At 66.7% G+C, this 14,674-nt stretch carries 15 protein-coding genes; 9 read left to right on the top strand and 6 right to left on the bottom strand.

Going from position 1 to position 14,674, the window contains the following annotated elements:
• Nucleotides 1–329 precede the first annotated feature (329 nt).
• The 3 genes from MKL01_RS33430 to MKL01_RS33420 all read right to left on the bottom strand — a co-directional run bounded on the left by MKL01_RS33430 (nucleotide 330) and on the right by MKL01_RS33420 (nucleotide 2,988).
• Nucleotides 330–1,466 carry an alpha/beta hydrolase gene (locus tag MKL01_RS33430; RefSeq protein WP_243909459.1) on the bottom strand — a complete coding sequence of 379 codons (1,137 nt, stop codon included), beginning with the start codon at nucleotides 1,464–1,466 and terminating at the stop codon, nucleotides 330–332.
• Between the two features lie 140 nt (nucleotides 1,467–1,606).
• Entirely contained in the window at nucleotides 1,607–1,900 is a 294-nt protein-coding gene (locus MKL01_RS33425) for a hypothetical protein (RefSeq protein WP_243909458.1), read from the bottom strand.
• Nucleotides 1,901–1,911: 11 nt separating this feature from the next.
• Entirely contained in the window at nucleotides 1,912–2,988 is a 1,077-nt protein-coding gene (locus tag MKL01_RS33420) for a catalase family protein (RefSeq protein ID WP_243909457.1), read from the bottom strand.
• Between the two features lie 164 nt (nucleotides 2,989–3,152).
• On the opposite strand from MKL01_RS33420, the gene MKL01_RS33415 reads away from it, so the two are divergent.
• From MKL01_RS33415 to MKL01_RS33400, 4 genes are all read left to right on the top strand, one after another.
• Complete coding sequence (locus tag MKL01_RS33415) at nucleotides 3,153–3,722, top strand: type 1 glutamine amidotransferase domain-containing protein (protein ID WP_243909456.1); 570 nt, start codon at nucleotides 3,153–3,155, stop codon at nucleotides 3,720–3,722.
• 76 nt (nucleotides 3,723–3,798) lie between these two features.
• Entirely contained in the window at nucleotides 3,799–4,881 is a 1,083-nt protein-coding gene (locus tag MKL01_RS33410) for a catalase family protein (protein WP_243909455.1), read from the top strand.
• A 51-nt stretch (nucleotides 4,882–4,932) separates the two neighbouring features.
• Nucleotides 4,933–5,838 (top strand): alpha/beta fold hydrolase, encoded by a 906-nt coding sequence (locus tag MKL01_RS33405; RefSeq protein ID WP_243909454.1) that lies wholly within the window; start codon nucleotides 4,933–4,935, stop codon nucleotides 5,836–5,838.
• The gene (locus tag MKL01_RS33400; RefSeq protein ID WP_243909453.1) at nucleotides 5,838–6,725 is read left to right on the top strand and encodes an alpha/beta fold hydrolase; all 888 of its coding nucleotides are present in this window, start codon (nucleotides 5,838–5,840) and stop codon (nucleotides 6,723–6,725) included. Before MKL01_RS33405 ends, MKL01_RS33400 begins: the two co-directional genes overlap by 1 nt.
• 21 nt (nucleotides 6,726–6,746) lie before the next feature.
• On the opposite strand, the gene MKL01_RS33395 is transcribed toward MKL01_RS33400, so the two are convergent.
• Nucleotides 6,747–7,547, bottom strand: a complete 801-nt coding sequence (locus MKL01_RS33395) for an SDR family NAD(P)-dependent oxidoreductase (protein WP_243909452.1) — start codon at nucleotides 7,545–7,547, stop codon at nucleotides 6,747–6,749.
• Nucleotides 7,548–7,746: 199 nt separating this feature from the next.
• Here MKL01_RS33395 and MKL01_RS33390 point away from each other — a divergent pair, with 199 nt between their 5' ends.
• Together MKL01_RS33390 and MKL01_RS33385 are read left to right on the top strand one after the other, a co-directional pair.
• Nucleotides 7,747–8,919, top strand: a complete 1,173-nt coding sequence (locus tag MKL01_RS33390; RefSeq protein ID WP_243909451.1) for a zinc-dependent alcohol dehydrogenase — start codon at nucleotides 7,747–7,749, stop codon at nucleotides 8,917–8,919.
• A 136-nt stretch (nucleotides 8,920–9,055) separates the two neighbouring features.
• Complete coding sequence (locus MKL01_RS33385) at nucleotides 9,056–9,862, top strand: SDR family NAD(P)-dependent oxidoreductase (protein WP_243909450.1); 807 nt, start codon at nucleotides 9,056–9,058, stop codon at nucleotides 9,860–9,862.
• Nucleotides 9,863–10,185: 323 nt separating this feature from the next.
• Here the strand turns inward: MKL01_RS33385 and MKL01_RS33380 are convergent, their stop codons facing one another.
• Nucleotides 10,186–11,190, bottom strand: coding sequence for an HWE histidine kinase domain-containing protein (locus MKL01_RS33380; RefSeq protein WP_243909449.1), 1,005 nt, complete (start codon nucleotides 11,188–11,190; stop codon nucleotides 10,186–10,188).
• A 508-nt stretch (nucleotides 11,191–11,698) separates the two neighbouring features.
• Between MKL01_RS33380 and MKL01_RS33375 the strand changes: the two genes are divergently transcribed.
• Nucleotides 11,699–12,211 (top strand): IS3 family transposase, encoded by a 513-nt coding sequence (locus tag MKL01_RS33375; RefSeq protein ID WP_243909448.1) that lies wholly within the window; start codon nucleotides 11,699–11,701, stop codon nucleotides 12,209–12,211.
• A 268-nt stretch (nucleotides 12,212–12,479) separates the two neighbouring features.
• On the opposite strand, the gene MKL01_RS33370 is transcribed toward MKL01_RS33375, so the two are convergent.
• Nucleotides 12,480–12,686 (bottom strand): DUF6582 domain-containing protein, encoded by a 207-nt coding sequence (locus MKL01_RS33370; RefSeq protein WP_243909447.1) that lies wholly within the window; start codon nucleotides 12,684–12,686, stop codon nucleotides 12,480–12,482.
• 280 nt (nucleotides 12,687–12,966) lie between these two features.
• Between MKL01_RS33370 and MKL01_RS33365 the strand changes: the two genes are divergently transcribed.
• Both MKL01_RS33365 and MKL01_RS33360 read left to right on the top strand, forming a co-directional pair.
• Nucleotides 12,967–13,524, top strand: a complete 558-nt coding sequence (locus MKL01_RS33365) for a metallophosphoesterase (protein ID WP_243909446.1) — start codon at nucleotides 12,967–12,969, stop codon at nucleotides 13,522–13,524.
• Nucleotides 13,521–14,324: a metallophosphoesterase gene (locus tag MKL01_RS33360; protein ID WP_243909445.1), complete on the top strand. Its 804-nt coding sequence runs from the start codon at nucleotides 13,521–13,523 to the stop codon at nucleotides 14,322–14,324. Before MKL01_RS33365 ends, MKL01_RS33360 begins: the two co-directional genes overlap by 4 nt.
• Nucleotides 14,325–14,674 lie beyond the last annotated feature (350 nt).

The raw sequence follows: 14,674 nt of genomic DNA, 5'->3' as shown, positions 1-14,674 counted from the left end.
CTCGTCGAGGTTCAGGCAGCCATCAAACGCTTCATCGCCGAGAGCAACGGCAACCCGAAACCTTTCGTCTGGACCGCGGACCCGGACCGCATCATCCAGGCCGCCAAACGCGGGCACCAAGCGTTAGACTCGAACCACTAGGTCCACCGCGGGCACGGTTTCGTGTGGAACTGCGATAGGCCCGTCCCTCGACCATCGATGCCGACTGGCCGGATCTCATCCAACTCGGCTTCCTCACGGCGGACCCATGAAGAAGCCCGCCCGGATGCTTTCCGAGCGGGCTCCCGTTACGCCGTCAAACCATGTTTGCCGGCCTGGCTCGCAACGACCTATCGAGGAGATGTCGTACCCGGGGCGGTTCCGGCAAATGCCGCCTTCAGATCCCCGATGACGGCAGTCTCGGCCTCCTTGGCCTTGGCAACCACGTTGCCCATGCCGAAGAACTCGTGCGTGACGCCGGGGTAGTCGCGATACGTCACCTGCCCGCCGGCCGCCTTGACCTTGTCGGCCAGCATCTTGCCGTCGTCGTGGAGCGGGTCGATCTGGGCGGTCACCACCGTGAACGGCGGAAGATCCTTCAGGTCGGCCTTGCCGACGATGTCGAGGCGCGGGTCGGCGCGGTCGGCGTCGTTGCGGACCGTCTGGTCGTAGAACCAGGTCATCATCGGCTTGTCGAGGGGCTTGGCCGACGCGTTGTCCTTGTAGGACTGGGTGTCGAGGTTGGTGCCGGCCATCGGGTAGACCGCGACGACCCGAACCGGCTTCTCGACGTTCTGGTCGCGCGCCGCGATGGCGACGTTCGTCACGAGGTTGCCGCCGGCGGACTCGCCGAGCAACGCGACCTTGGACGGGTCTCCGCCGAAGGTCTTCGCGTTGGCCAGCGCCCACTTGTATGCGGCGAAGGCGTCGTCCTGCTGAGCCGGGAATTTGAACTCCGGGGCGTGACGGTACTCGACCGAGACCACCACGGCCATGGCACCCTTGGCGATGGCGCGCGGGGTCGCGTCGTAGGTGTCGAGGTCGGCGATCACGAAGCCGCCGCCATGGTAGTACACCACGACCGGCAGCGGGGCGGTGGTACCGTCGGGCGTGTAGATCCGGACCTTCTGCTGGCCGCCCGCAGTCCCGTAGGCCATGTCCTTCGTGGTCACGCCGGGCTCGGGCGCGGTGCTCTTGCCCTGCTCCTTGAGAAGCTCCTTCACGCCGTCGGCGGCGCTAGGTTGCTTGCGGGCTTCCTGTGGGGAAAGCTTCGGGATGGGCTTCGGGTCGAGCTTCTTGAGCGCGTCGAGCACGTGCTTCATGTCGAGGTCGAGGTCGGCCATCGGCGAACCCGTCACGGTCGAGACGACGCTGTCGAGGCGGTCCTTCACCGTGGGCTTTTCCTGCGCCCAGACCGAGGAGCCTGTCAGCAGGGTGGTGCCGGCGAGTAGCGCGGCGAGGCAATGCGTCTTGGTGCGTACCTGCATGGAGATCCCTTTTGTAGAATTGGAACGCTCTGGACGGCCGCTCAAGCCTCGACCGGCCCTTCGCGGCGTTTCGTAGTCTCGTGAGTCAACGGGGCCTCGTTCGATCCCGTTGACATCGCTTTCCCTCGACCGGCGTCGCCTCAGCGTGCCTCGACCTTGATGCAGGTGAAGGCGACGGGAAGGGCCTTGTCGCCCTCGGCCTTTTTCGTGAACGACGCGGCATTGGCCGTGGTCGACGCGATGGCGTGTTCGGCGTCGGGGCTGTCGACCGGCAGCACGTAGTCCTGGCCGTCCTTGATCCCCTTGGTCGGGTCGAACACCCGGATGGTGACGTTGAAGGGTTTCAGGTCCGTCTTCGTCATTCCCTCCGCCTGAGCCTGGGTAGAGCCAAGAAGTATGAGAGTGGCGGCGGCCGCCACGAAGGGGTTGAGCAAGTGGATCTCCCTCAGCGCCCGGCGCCGGGCTCGTGGATGGGGCAGCCGTTGAAGCGCTGGCGGAACTTGGCCGAGTGCCTGTAGGGGGCGTTGCGGGCACGATTGATGTTGCCCAGTGGCCGGTGCGCGGAGAGCCCCGTCCAGATGCTGAAGCGCATCTCCTCATCCACGGCCTGCACGCGAGCGGCATCCCAACTGTCCTGCGCCCGGACGGTGATCAGGCCGACCCGCTGGAACGGCGCCTCCTCCTCGTTCCACTCGACCGTCGGGTCCTCGACGGGTTGGCGTTCGAGGTCGCGGCACAGCTGGACCCGGAACTCCCAGACGCCCGTGATGCCCTGCATCTCGGACTGCACCGTCTCGCGGATTGCGTTCGGCCGGCCGGAGGCGTTGATCTCGGTCCCGGTGAGTGCGGTCAGACCAGGAGCAACGGGGGCGACCGAGAACTTGGCGATGTGGTCGCCGTACCGGAAAGGCGTGACGCTGTAGTAGATCTCGCCGAGGGGATCGACGTTGGGCGCCCCGCCGAGCGGTCCGAGAGTCGCACTCTCGATGCCGACCGCCGTCAGCGCCTTGTTCACCCCGCGCAGCACCGTCGAGGCCGCGACCTTCAGGCCCTCCGCCCGGTCGGTGGTCTTAGCCAGCAGCTTGAGGCTGCCGAGGAACTTCTCGGCGTTCGGAGCCTGGAACACCTTGCCGTTGACCAGGATGAAGTTCTGCGTCTTGCCCTCGGCATCCGGCAGGCGCTCGCCTTCGACGTCCAGCACCTTCAGGGCCAGGCCGCGGGGCAGGGAGATGGCATCGGGTAGGATGTCGCCCGCGTTCGTCGACAGCCGCATGAGGACTTTGTGCTCGCCGGGTTTGGCGAACAATCCCTGGGCTAGTTCCGGCGGCAGGCTCGGATCGATCCTGAGTACGCCCTCCAAGATGCCGTGCGCCTTGGCGTGGACGGAGCGGACGGCATGGCCCGAGTCTTCGGCGACCGTCTGCAGGATGGTGTCGAAGGTCTCGTTCAGTTCCTCGATTGTGTTGCCCTCGTCAGGCTTCACCACCTCGACGTCAGGGCTGTAGCGGACAGGCGCTTGCAAGGCTCAGGGCTCCGTTTTTTGCAATTTGGAAATGAACCTCCCTCGTCGTCCTCCGTTCCATCACGCGTGAATGAATTGCCGGGACGTGACTTCCGATGGGGGCGTCCAGCCGAGGCCCGGCACATCGGGAATGGGTCCGACCCAGCCAGGAGACGGAGAGAGACATGAGCTTGCAAGGACGGAAGATCGCCATCCTGATCGCCCCGCGCGGGACGGAGGAGCCGGAGTTCGCTCAGCCGCGCGAAGCGGTGACGAAGGCCGGGGCCAGCGTGACGGTGATCGGGCTGGAGGCCGGCAAGGCCGAGACTGTCAACAACGACCTGGACCCGGCAGGGCGCTACGCGGTCGACGCAACCATCGAGCGTGTCTCGGCCTCCGATTACGACGGGCTCGTCATCCCGGGTGGCTGCGTCGGCGCCGACAAGCTCCGGGCGAGCAAGGCGGTGGTCGCGTTCGTCCGGGACTTCTTCGCCCAGGGCAAACCGGTCGGCGTGATCTGCCACGGACCTTGGACCCTGGTGGAGGCGGACGTCGTGAAGGGGCGTACGCTCACCTCGTTCCCGACGCTTCAGACCGACATCCGGAACGCCGGTGGCACCTGGGTCGACCAGAAGGTCGTCACGGACAAGGGCCTCGTCACCAGCCGCAATCCGAAGGACCTGCCCGCCTTCTGCGCCAAGATCGTCGAGGAGTTCGCCGAGGGCCGCCATCCCGACCAGGCCCGCAGCGTCTGATGGCCGTCCTGCTTTCGGCCGGTCGCACAATCCGCGGCCGGCCCGCGTTGCCCCTCATAAAAACCGCGAGGTGACCATGACCTATCTTCGATACGCCCCCGACATCGAGAAGCCCGCCGAGGGCGAGCAGCAGACGATCGACGGCATCATCAAGGGGATGACGCAGCAATCCGAGACGGTCGAGGCCCGCGAGCAGCACGCGGTGCGCGCCAGCCACGCCAAGAGTTCGGCCTGCGTCACCGGCGAGTTGACGATTGCAGCGGGCTTACCCCCCGAACTGGCGCAAGGGCTCTTCGCCACCCCCGGCACCCACCCCGTCGCGGTGCGCTTCGCGCAGGGGCCGGGCGAGACCCTAGGCGACCGCGTCTCGACCCACCGGGGCATGTCCATCAAGGTGTTCGACGTCCCCGGCGAGAAGCTGCCCGGCCACGTCGTCGATACCCAGGACTTCGTCCTCGCGACCGGCACCACCTTCCCCTCGGGTACGGCGGCCGGCTTCCTGCGCGACGGCACGGTCATCGGCAAGTCGACCGGGTTTCCGGAAGGGGTCAAGAGCGCGGTCTCGTCGACCATGCGCAATCTCAACCGTGCCCTGCACGCCTTCGGCGCCGAAAGCGCGCTCGCCGACTTCTTCGGCCATCCCTACAGCCATCCCCTGGCCGACAGCTACTTCAGCCAGGCGCCGGTCCGCTACGGCGACTACGTCGCCAAGCTCGGGGCCGTGCCGTCGACGGAAAGCCAGCGCGCACTGTCCGAATGGCGCCTCGACCCGCACCAGGACGAGGACGGTTTTCGCCATGCGACGGTCGCCTTCTTCCGGGACCACGAGGTGGTGTTCGAACTGAAGGCCCAGCTCTGGGCCGATGCCGAGCGGCAGCCCATCGAGGACGACTCGGTCGACTGGCCGGTGTCGATCAGCCCCTACCGCACCGTCGCGACGCTGCGCCTGCCGCGCCAGGATGCTTACGCACCGGATCGCGTGCGCTACTTCGACGAGGTGATGACGTTCCGCCCCGCCCACAGCCTCGCGACGCATCGGCCGCTCGGCTCCGTGATGCGCGCGCGGCTCCAGGTCTACCAAGCCCTGAGCGCCTTCCGCCATCGCGAGAACGGCGTGGCGGAGGAGGATACCGCGAGCATCGACCGTATCCCGGCCTAGGACCGGCGTTTCGGGCGCCGGTGTGCATAGCCCTGCCAAAGGAGGCTTCGCGTGAGCGAGCAACAGGTCGAGACCACACTCCTGAATGTCAACGTCCATGTGGCGGGTCCCGCGGACGGCCCTGCCGTACTTCTGCTCCACGGCTGGCCGGATGACGCCACGACCTGGGCGACCGTGGCCGGGCATCTGAACGACGCCGGCTTCCGGACGGTGACGCCGGAACTGAGGGGTTTCGGACGTACGCGGTTCCGCTCGTCCGACACGCCGCGCACCGGCAACTCCAGCATCCTGGCCCATGACGCTGTCGACCTCATGGATACGATGGGCGTCGGGACCTTCGTGGTTGCCGGCCACGACTGGGGCTCGAACGCCGCCGAGGCGATGGCGGTCGGCTGGCCCGATCGTGTGACCCGCATGGCGATGCTCTCGACCCCGTCGCGTCTCGGCGGCATGCCGACCCCGCCGTTCTCGCAGTGCCAGCGCCAATGGTACCACTGGTTCCAGGCGACCAGGCGCGGCCAGGACGCCGTGCGGGCCGATCCCAAAGGGTTCGGCCGCATCATGTGGGACAACTGGAGCCCGCCCGGCTGGTACTACGATGCCACGTTCGAGGCGGTCTCCGCGTCCTGGGAAAATCCGGACTTCGTCGACGTCACGTTGCACTCCTACCAAGCGCGCTGGGACGAGGCCGAACCGGACCCGCGCTCGGCCGAGCTTGAGGCGAAGGTGAAGGCGACGAAGTCCCTATCGACGCCGACCCTGTACATCCAGGGCGCCCTCGATGGGGTGAACCCGCCGGAGGCGAGCAAGAACGTACCGTCGAAGTTCTCTGGCCCCTTCGAGTTCGTCACCCTGGACGGGGTGGGCCACTTCCCTCCGCGGGAGGCTCCGGATGCCGTCGCGGCAGCGCTCGTCCGGCACTTCCGGTCCACGGAGGGCAACGAGGGAGCACGGTGATGCGTGAGGTATGGGATGGCGCGGCGGTCGAGTGGGATTCGGTCGAGATCGAACCCGGCATGCGCCTGCACTACGGCGTAGCCGGCGATGGCGAGCATGTGATCGTGCTGGTCCACGGCTATCCGGAAACGGCCTACGCCTGGCGTCGCGTCGTGCCGCTGTTGGTCCACGCCGGCCTGCGCGTCGTGGTGCCAGACTATCGCGGGGCGGGCGGCTCCTCGAAGCCGCCGGGAGGCTACGACAAGCATACGATGGCCGGTGACCTGCACGCGTTGCTCTACGGCCATCTCGGACTGACGCAGCCGGTGACGATGGTCGGGCACGACATCGGGATGATGGTCGCCTATGCCTTTGCCCGCCGCTTCCCGAAGCAGACCGAGCGGCTCGTCGCGATGGAGGCGCCGCTGCCGGGCACCGATGCCTACCAGACGGCGCTGGGTGACACCGACAGGCTCTGGCACTTCCAGTTCCACCGTGCGCCGGACGTACCCGAGTTGCTCACCGCCGGGCGCGAACAGCTCTACCTGGAGCGCTTCTACCAGGACCTCGCCTACGACACGGAGGCCATCGGCCCGGACGCAATCCAGCGCTACGTGCGGGCCTTCTCGCGGCCGGGCGCCATGCGGGCCGGGTTCGAGCTCTACCGCGCCTTCCCGACCGACGACGCGCACAACAGGGGCGAGGTGAAGCGCGACGGGGCGCTCACGATGCCTGTTCTTGCCGTGGCCGGCGTGCAGAGCGCGTTCGCACCGTTTACCGAGGCGATGATGCGCGAGGTCGCGAAGGACGTGACGTTCCGGACCATCGAGCGGGCGAACCACTGGATACAGGAGGAAAACGCTGAGGGTCTCGTCAAGGAGATCCTCGGCTTCGTCTGTCAGAAGTGACGGTACCGGGTTCGGCGAGGGTCAGTCGGCGGAGCCGGGCTTGGAGAAGACGCGGTGCGCGGCCGCCACGAGGGGCTCGGGCAGCGCCTCCGCCACCGCGCTCATGACCTTGTTCTTGGCGGTCGGGACGACCTTGTCCTTCCCGGCCTGGAGCGCCTCGAAGGCCGCCTTCGCCACCACGGCGGGATCGTCCTTGCCTTCCATCGCGCCGGCCTTGGTGTCGAGCATCTCGGCGCGGTTGAAGAAGTTCGTGTCGGTCACCCCCGGCATCAGGACCGTCACGCCGACGCCTGTATCCTTGAGTTCGCTGCGCAGCGACTCGCCGAACCAGCGCAGGAACACCTTCGTCGAGCCGTAGATGGCCTCGAACGGGTCCGGCATGGACGCTTCGACCGACGACGTGAACAGCAGCTTGCCGCTGCCGCGCGCGACCATGTCCTTGAGAACAAGCTTGGTCAGCTGGACGGCACCGCGGACGTTCAGGTCGATCATCTTGAGCTCGCGCTGCAGGTCGGTCTCGACGAAGGGACCGCCCAGGCCGACGCCGGCGTTCAGGCACAGCACGTCAACGGGTCGACCGGTGGACCGCACCTTCTCGAACAGGCTGTCCACGCCGTCCTCGCGCGAGAGGTCAGACGCGTGGGTCAGTACCCTGGCACCGCTGCCAGACAGGCGTTGCGCCGCGTCCGCGAGGTGCGCCTCGTCCTGGGCGGCGATGAGCACGTCATGGCCGTTCTCGACGAACTGCCGGGCGAGCTCGAAGCCGATGCCGTTGGAGCCGCCGGTGATGACGGCGAAGGGGCGGGATGTATCGTTGGGCATGAAGCGCTCCGTTTCCGACGCCCAACCCTAACTCGCAAGGCCAGGTTCCTGTCCGCCGGCAACGGTCCAAGCACAGCCGTGTGATGTGCCGGAACAGTTCAAACGAAAACGGGTTTGAAAAAGGCTGGCCGTCTTTCCGGCTGCAGACACCCGCAATCTTACATGGGGCCGTCATTCGCGAGCCTCGCAGGAGGCATCCATGAAAGCGCTGTGCTGGCACGGCAAGGGCGACATCCGCTGCGACACGGTTCCCGATCCGCGGATCGAGGATGCGCGCGACATCATCATCAAGGTGACGTCCTGCGCCATCTGCGGCTCCGACCTCCACCTGATGGACGGCCAGATGCCGACCATGGAAGCGGGCGACGTGCTCGGTCACGAGTTCATGGGCGAGGTCGTCGAGGTCGGGCAGGGCTTCACCAAGTTCAGGAAGGGCGACCGCGTCGTCGTGCCCTTCAACATCAATTGCGGCGAATGCCGCCAGTGCCGCCTCGGGAACTGGTCTGTCTGCCAGCGCTCGAACCGCAACGCCGCCATGGCGGCGGCCCAGTTCGGCTACACCACCGCCGGCCTGTTCGGCTACTCGCACCTCACCGGCGGCTACGGCGGCGGGCAGGCCGAGTACGTGCGCGTGCCGATGGCCGACGTCGCGCCGATGCTGGCGCCCGAGGGCGTCGACGACGAGTCGCTGCTGTTCCTCACCGACATCCTGCCGACCGGATGGCAGGGCGCCGAGCATTGCGAGATCAAGGGCGGCGAGGTCATCGCGGTCTGGGGCGCGGGCCCGGTCGGCCTGTTCGCGATCCAGTCCGCCAAGATCATGGGCGCCGAGCGCATCATCGCGATCGACACGGTGCCCGAGCGCCTGGCGCTCGCCCGCACCTACGGCGCGACCGACATCATCGACTACGCGAAGGAAGACGTGTTCGAGCGGATCAAGGAGATCAGCAAGGGCGAGGGCGCCGACGGCGTCATCGACTGCGTCGGCATGGAGGCCAGCGCCGGCCATGGCGTCGCCAGCCTCGTCAACACGATCCAGGAGAAGCTCACCTCGACCGAGCGGCCCTACGCCCTGATGGAGGCGATCAAGGCGGTGCGCCCCTGCGGCATCGTCTCGGTGCCCGGCGTCTACGGCGGCCCGATCCCGGTCAACATGGGGATGATCGTCCAGAAGGGCCTCACCATGAAGAGCGGGCAGACCCACGTGAAGCGCTACCTGGAGACGCTGACCAAGCTGATCCAGGCGGGGAAGATCGACATGACGTCGATGATCACCCACCGCTCCACCAACCTCGCCGACGGGCCGGACCTCTACAAGACGTTCCGGGACAAGAAGGACGGCTGCGTGAAGGTCGTGTTCCATCCGAATTGACCACCTGCGTGGTTGCGGGTCGGCCGTCGCGCCGGTCGGCAACCACGAAAAGTCGGCGCTTCCGTCCCCGAGGCCAGGGTTCGCATCTTTCCGGCACAGCGCGGGCCGGTTCGACGACAATCACGGAGCAAACCAAATGGATCTCGGCATTAGCGGGCGAGTCGCCGTCGTCACCGGCAGCGACTCGGGGATGGGGTTCAAGACGGCGGAGTTCCTTTTGCGCGAGGGCGTGAAGGTCGTCCTCACCGACATCGACGACGCGCAGCTTCAGAAGGCCGCGGGAGAGCTTGCGGCCTTCGGCGAGGTCAGGGCCGTGGCGGCCGACCTCAGCGGGTCCAAGGGCATCGAGGTGCTCGCCGCCTTCGCCAACATGGCATTCGACGACAAGCCTACCATCCTGGTCTGCGCTGCCGGCATCACCGGGGCCTCCGGCGATTTCCTCGAACTCACCGACAACGACTGGCTGGAGGCTATCCAGACCGACCTGATGGCGGGGGTGCGCGCCACCCGCGCCTTCATCCCAGGCATGCGCAAGGCGGGCTGGGGCCGCATCGTGCTGTTCTCGTCCGAGGATGCCGTACAGCCCTACGTCGAGGAGCTGCCCTATGCCGCCGCCAAGGCCGGCGTCCTGAACCTCGCCAAGGGCCTCTCGAAGGCATACGGGCCGGACGGAGTGCTCGTGAACGCGGTCGGGCCGGCCTTCATCGCCACGCCGATGACCGATGCACAGATGGAGAAGAAGTCCAAGGAGAAGGGCATCTCCTTCGACGAGGCGGTCCGGCAGACCCTAGACGAGGAGCGTCCGGGAATCGTGGCCAAGCGCCGGGGCAAGGCCGAGGAGGTGGCAGCCGCCGTCGTCTTCTTGTGTTCCGAGCGTGCCAGCTTCATCACCGGCGAGTTCCTGCGTGTCGACGGCGGCTCGGTCCTGACCATGGGAGCTTAGGCGGCGCCTAAGGTCGATATCTCCTGCGATCCGGTTGACCTGGACGAACGCCGCAACCTTGAGGCACGGATCCGGCGCTCCGTCTAACGCGACGCGGTCGCGGTGTTCTGATGGCGAGCGATCTCGATCTGCCTCTCGGGGACATGCTCGCGGCTGTCCGCGATGCCGCGCTACGCATCGGCGGCCGAGACATGAGTGGGCGGCTCGGGCCCGAAACGCGCTTGAGGAGATAATTGCATCGGCTTCCCGGCAAAGGTGCCAGGTGCGGCATGCGCTGGGGTCCGCTCCTCCCCGGCGGGGGAGGACCGACCGGGACTTCCGGCCTAGGCCCCCGTGGGGGCCGCCGGCATCGGAAGCGCGACGGCGATCCTGAGGCCGTCCGGATCGTAGGAGATGTCGACCTTGGCGCCGACCTGGAGGGTCAGGACGCGGTTGAGCAGTTGCGAGCCGAAGCCTTCCCGCGTCGGCAACGCGACGGGCGCTCCGTCATGCTCGTTCCATGTCCAGTGCAGGACAGGCCCCTCGGGGCCCTCCTCGACGGACCAGTCCACCGCGACCCTGCCGTCCGGATCGGCCAGCGCACCATGCCTTATGGCGTTCGTCGTCATCTCGTGCAGCGCCATCCCCACCGGGACCGCCACTTCCGAGGGGAGAAGGACCTGCGGTCCCTTCAGCGTCACCCGTCGTAGGCCGGGCCGGTCGTAGGCTTCGAGTTCCGTGCGGAGGAGTTCCTCGAAGGAGACGACCTGGACGTGGTCCTCGGTGATCAGCGCATGCGTCTTGGCGAGGGACGCGATGCGGCCGGAGAAGGCCTGCCGGAACTCGGACAGGCCGAGCGACGAGCGCAGGGTGGCGTTGAGCACGGCCTGGACCGTGGCGAGCGTGTTCTTCACGCGGTGGTGGAGCTCGCGCACCAGCATGGCCTGCCGGTCTTCGGAGGCACGACGTTCGGTGACGTCCCGTTGCGCGGACATCCACCGCGTGATGCGGCCCTCCCCGTCACGCAGGGGCGTGATCAGCCATTCGACGACGTAGGTCGAGCCGTCCTTGCGATGGTTGATGGCCTCGCCCTGGAACGCCTCGCCGGCGTCGAGCGCCGCGCGCATCCGGTCGAGGACGCCGCGGTCGGTAAGCGGCCCCTGGAGGATGCGCGGGCTGCGGCCCAGGACCTCGGTGGCCTCGTAGCCGCTCATTCGAGTGAAGGCGGGATTGACGTACTCGATGCGGGGGCCGGGGTGGTCGAGCTCGGCACAGGTGATCAGGATGGCCTCGCCGGACCCTTCGACGGCGGCCAGGAGAACCTCCAGGTCGGGCCTGACCCCTGCCACGATATGTTCCTCCCGCAAGACCGCCCCCTGTCGGCCCACAATCCGAGACCCGGAAGGACAACCTCCAGAGCGGACAGTTGTTTCTGCGTGCGGCACTGTCCCCTGGGCGGGCCTCGGTCGGGAAGGAGCTATCCCTTCGAGGTCGGTGCCGTCGCCCATGCCGGCAGGTCTCGGTCCGTGTCCTTCTCCGGAAATTGGCCGGGACGCATCGTGGAGCCGCTGCCGGCGACGGATCATGGTCGATGTCGTGGCCCTCGCTCGTCAGCGGGATCGCCTCGGATGTCAAAAAGCACCGGAACGGGACCCCGGATTGGAGTGGGCCCCTGATGGTGGTCGGATTGGGCGGGGCTGATTGACCGGATGGCCGGGTCTTCGAAGGATGAAGACCATGGCACGACACCGTTCCAACATGACCTGCAGACGCGTGTTCGCCGCCGCTACGTCACGACCACCGACAGCGACCACGAGAGCCCGATCTTCCCGAACCTGGCCCGGGACATCGTGCCGAATGGGCCCGACCAGCTCTCTCGTCGCGGATCTGACCTACGTCGCGGCGATGGGCGGCTTCGTCTACGTCGCGATCAGTCTGGATGCCTGGTCGCGCCGCGTGGTTGGCTACGCGCTCGGCCGGTCGATCGACGCCCGCCTGACCCTCGCGGCTCTGTGCGCGGCGATCGAGCGGCGTCGGGCGGCACCGGGACTGACCCACCACACGGACCGCGGCAGTCAATACGCTGCCGAGGCCTATCGAAAGGTGTTGGTCGAGCACGGGATCGTCGGTTCGATGGGCCGGCGCGGCAATCCCTACGACAACGCCAAGGCCGAGAGCTTCATGAAGACGCTCAAGGTCGAGGGGATGTACCCGATGGCGTTCGAGACCTTCGCCGAGGTAGTAACCGAGCTACCGCGCTTCATCGACGAGGTCTATAATACCAAGCGGCTGTACTCCGCGCTCGGGTACCTGAGCCCCGTGCAGTTCGAGGAGCAACACGCCCGACCGATGGTCAAACCCGCCGCCTGATCGTGCCTACCATCAGGGGCCCACTCCAAAACGGGGTCCTTATTCCACGCCTAATCACAGGCTGTTGCGCCGCAGGTCTCGGGCTTCCGCCTCTCGTCGACTTCCCGCGTGCAGACTTCGCCACCCTCCATGTGCCTTCCGGTAGGGAGGGGCCATGGAAGGCGGTTGGAAGCCTAAAAGGCCAAGCCGCCGAGGACTGTGGGCACCTGATCCGGATTAACGTGAGCCCCCTCCAGCCTACTCAGGGGACGCATCGAAGGCAGTGGCGCTAGCTCTTGCCGAGGACCTTGTCGGCTTTGACGTCGACCTTCTTCCTGTCGGATGCCGAGAGGTTGCCCGCTTTTTCCTGCTGGGCGGCGCGTGCCTTGGCGTTCCTGGCGTGTGCCTTGTCTTCCACGGGGTACTTGCGCTCGTCGGGCAAGGCGAACTTGCTCTTGGACAGATCCTCGCGTTCCTCGGGTTCGAGCTTCGACATAGCTGGCTCCAGGTGTTCGGATGGATAACGCGGCACCGGATGTCGTGGTGGCCGCCTCGATGGGGTTCACGGCGGACGGGCATCCGTTCCATGCCGACGCCGCCGCGCGGTCGCAGCCGTGTGTGGATGGCATAGGCACCGGCCTTGCTCGGCCGGCGCGCCCGGGCGATCACGAGATTTCCATCAGGAGTCCTTCACCATGAAACGTGTGGCCCAGCACCCGTCCGACTGACTCTGGAGTGCCCTGGCGCGTGCCGAGCCTCCGTGCATGGAGGCTCCCATGACAAACGCCCGTACCTTCTTCGTTTCAGACACGCATTGGAACCACAGGGCGACCCTGGGGGACCGCCTCGGCCTCAACCGGCCCTTCGCGACCATCGAGGAGCACGACGAGGCGCTGATCGCCCGCTGGAACGCAGCCGTAGGCGCCGACGACACCGTCTGGCACCTCGGCGACTTCTGCCACCGCTGCCCAGAAGATCGTGCCCGCACCATCTTCGAGCGCCTCAACGGCCGCCAGCGTTTCCTCGTCCGGGGCAACCACGACCGCATCGGCGCGCGCCTGCCCTGGGACGGCATCTTCGACGTCGCCCGCGCGCTCGTCCCACTTCCGGACGGCGCCGTCCAGGGTATCTGGTGTTCGCACTGGGCGTACCGGGTGTGGCCCCGGCAGAACCGCGGCGACATCCACCTCTACGGTCATTCCCACGGCAGGCTGCCGGGTACGGCGTCAAGCACGGACGTCGGGGTGGACTGCTTCGACTTCCGGCCGGTCACCCTCGACGAGATCCGCGTTCGCCTCGCCGAGAACGCCAGGGTAGCGGGAGGTGTGCCATGACCGCACCGGCCCAGCGGCTGTGGGTTTTCAGCGACCTCCATCAGGAATGGCCCGAGAACGCCTGGGACCCTGGCGCGCACGCGCCGGCGGGTGGCTTCGACGTGGCCGTTGTGGCCGGCGACGTGCACGTACCGCTGACACGGTCACTGGACTGGCTGGCCGACCGCCTGCCCGGCGTGCCGGTCGTCTACGTGCCTGGCAACCACGACTTCTGGTGGGACCGTGGCGAGGATCGCTACACGATCCATGACCAGCTCGAACGCGGAAGGGAGCGTCCCGCCGTGCTCGGCATCCACCTCTTGCTCGACGGCGCCGTGGTGATTGGCGGCACGCGGTTCCTGGGCGGCACGCTCTGGACGGATTTCCGGCTCGGGAGCTACGGCCTCACGCACGCCTTCCGGACCGCCCAGGGGCGCTTCGGCATGGTGGACTACCGCCGCATCAGGACGGGGCCCAGGTCGCGGAACAGGATCGATCCCGGTGAAGTGCTGGCGATGCATCGTGCGACGCGGGCATTCATCGGGGCAAAGATCGCCCGGCCCTATGATGGTCCGACTGTGGTCGTGACCCACCACGCCCCGCACCCGGCCAGCCTGCCGGACGCGCACGCCGACCTAGCTTGGTGCTACGCCTCTGACCTGACGGACTTGATCCATGAGCGCGGACCGGACCTGTGGGTGCACGGGCACGTGCACCAGGCTGCCGACTACGTGGTCGGGCGCACCAGAGTTGTCTGCAACCCTCGCGGCCATGTCGCCGAGAGGTCCGGTTTCATATCCGACCTGACAATTCGAATTTGACTTCGTCGAACCGACGTGACGCCACATGAGCGCGAACTAACCTTTTCGCCGATAGAGATCGTGTTTTATTTCCTCATAATGTACACAACTAAATAAATACGAACGATATTTGGATTATTACAGCGGCAATTTTGTTGGTATGATGAGCAAGGTGTTACGCGAACGACATCATACGACTAGGCCGGAAGCAGCGGTCACCGCCGAAGGCAATTTTAGTCACACAACCTTTCCTCAGCCTGGTGAGACGAGAAGTAGCGTTCTGAATGAAGGTGAAGAAAGTCTCCAAGGAGACGGTGGTCCGGTCTGACGAAGTTGCCTCGACGGACGAGTGCGATCGGTTCGAGTGATCG

Origin of the sequence: Methylobacterium sp. J-070, assembly GCF_022829385.1 — a bacterium.
In the GTDB taxonomy this organism is placed as follows: Bacteria; Pseudomonadota; Alphaproteobacteria; order Rhizobiales; family Beijerinckiaceae; genus Methylobacterium.
The sequence above is the reverse complement of the archived record's forward strand: the minus strand, read 5'-3'. Positions and strand labels throughout refer to the sequence as shown.

What these genes read in the sequence shown, in the direction of transcription:
- MKL01_RS33430 (WP_243909459.1), bottom strand. Translation starts at nt 1,466, where the DNA reads ATGCAGGTACGCACCAAGACGCATTGCCTCGCCGCGCTACTCGCCGGC.
- MKL01_RS33415 (WP_243909456.1), top strand. Translation starts at nt 3,153, where the DNA reads ATGAGCTTGCAAGGACGGAAGATCGCCATCCTGATCGCCCCGCGCGGG.
- MKL01_RS33410 (WP_243909455.1), top strand. Translation starts at nt 3,799, where the DNA reads ATGACCTATCTTCGATACGCCCCCGACATCGAGAAGCCCGCCGAGGGC.
- MKL01_RS33400 (WP_243909453.1), top strand. Translation starts at nt 5,838, where the DNA reads ATGCGTGAGGTATGGGATGGCGCGGCGGTCGAGTGGGATTCGGTCGAG.
- MKL01_RS33395 (WP_243909452.1), bottom strand. Translation starts at nt 7,547, where the DNA reads ATGCCCAACGATACATCCCGCCCCTTCGCCGTCATCACCGGCGGCTCC.
- MKL01_RS33390 (WP_243909451.1), top strand. Translation starts at nt 7,747, where the DNA reads ATGAAAGCGCTGTGCTGGCACGGCAAGGGCGACATCCGCTGCGACACG.
- MKL01_RS33385 (WP_243909450.1), top strand. Translation starts at nt 9,056, where the DNA reads ATGGATCTCGGCATTAGCGGGCGAGTCGCCGTCGTCACCGGCAGCGAC.
- MKL01_RS33375 (WP_243909448.1), top strand. Translation starts at nt 11,699, where the DNA reads ATGGGCCCGACCAGCTCTCTCGTCGCGGATCTGACCTACGTCGCGGCG.
- MKL01_RS33370 (WP_243909447.1), bottom strand. Translation starts at nt 12,686, where the DNA reads ATGTCGAAGCTCGAACCCGAGGAACGCGAGGATCTGTCCAAGAGCAAG.
- MKL01_RS33365 (WP_243909446.1), top strand. Translation starts at nt 12,967, where the DNA reads ATGACAAACGCCCGTACCTTCTTCGTTTCAGACACGCATTGGAACCAC.
- MKL01_RS33360 (WP_243909445.1), top strand. Translation starts at nt 13,521, where the DNA reads ATGACCGCACCGGCCCAGCGGCTGTGGGTTTTCAGCGACCTCCATCAG.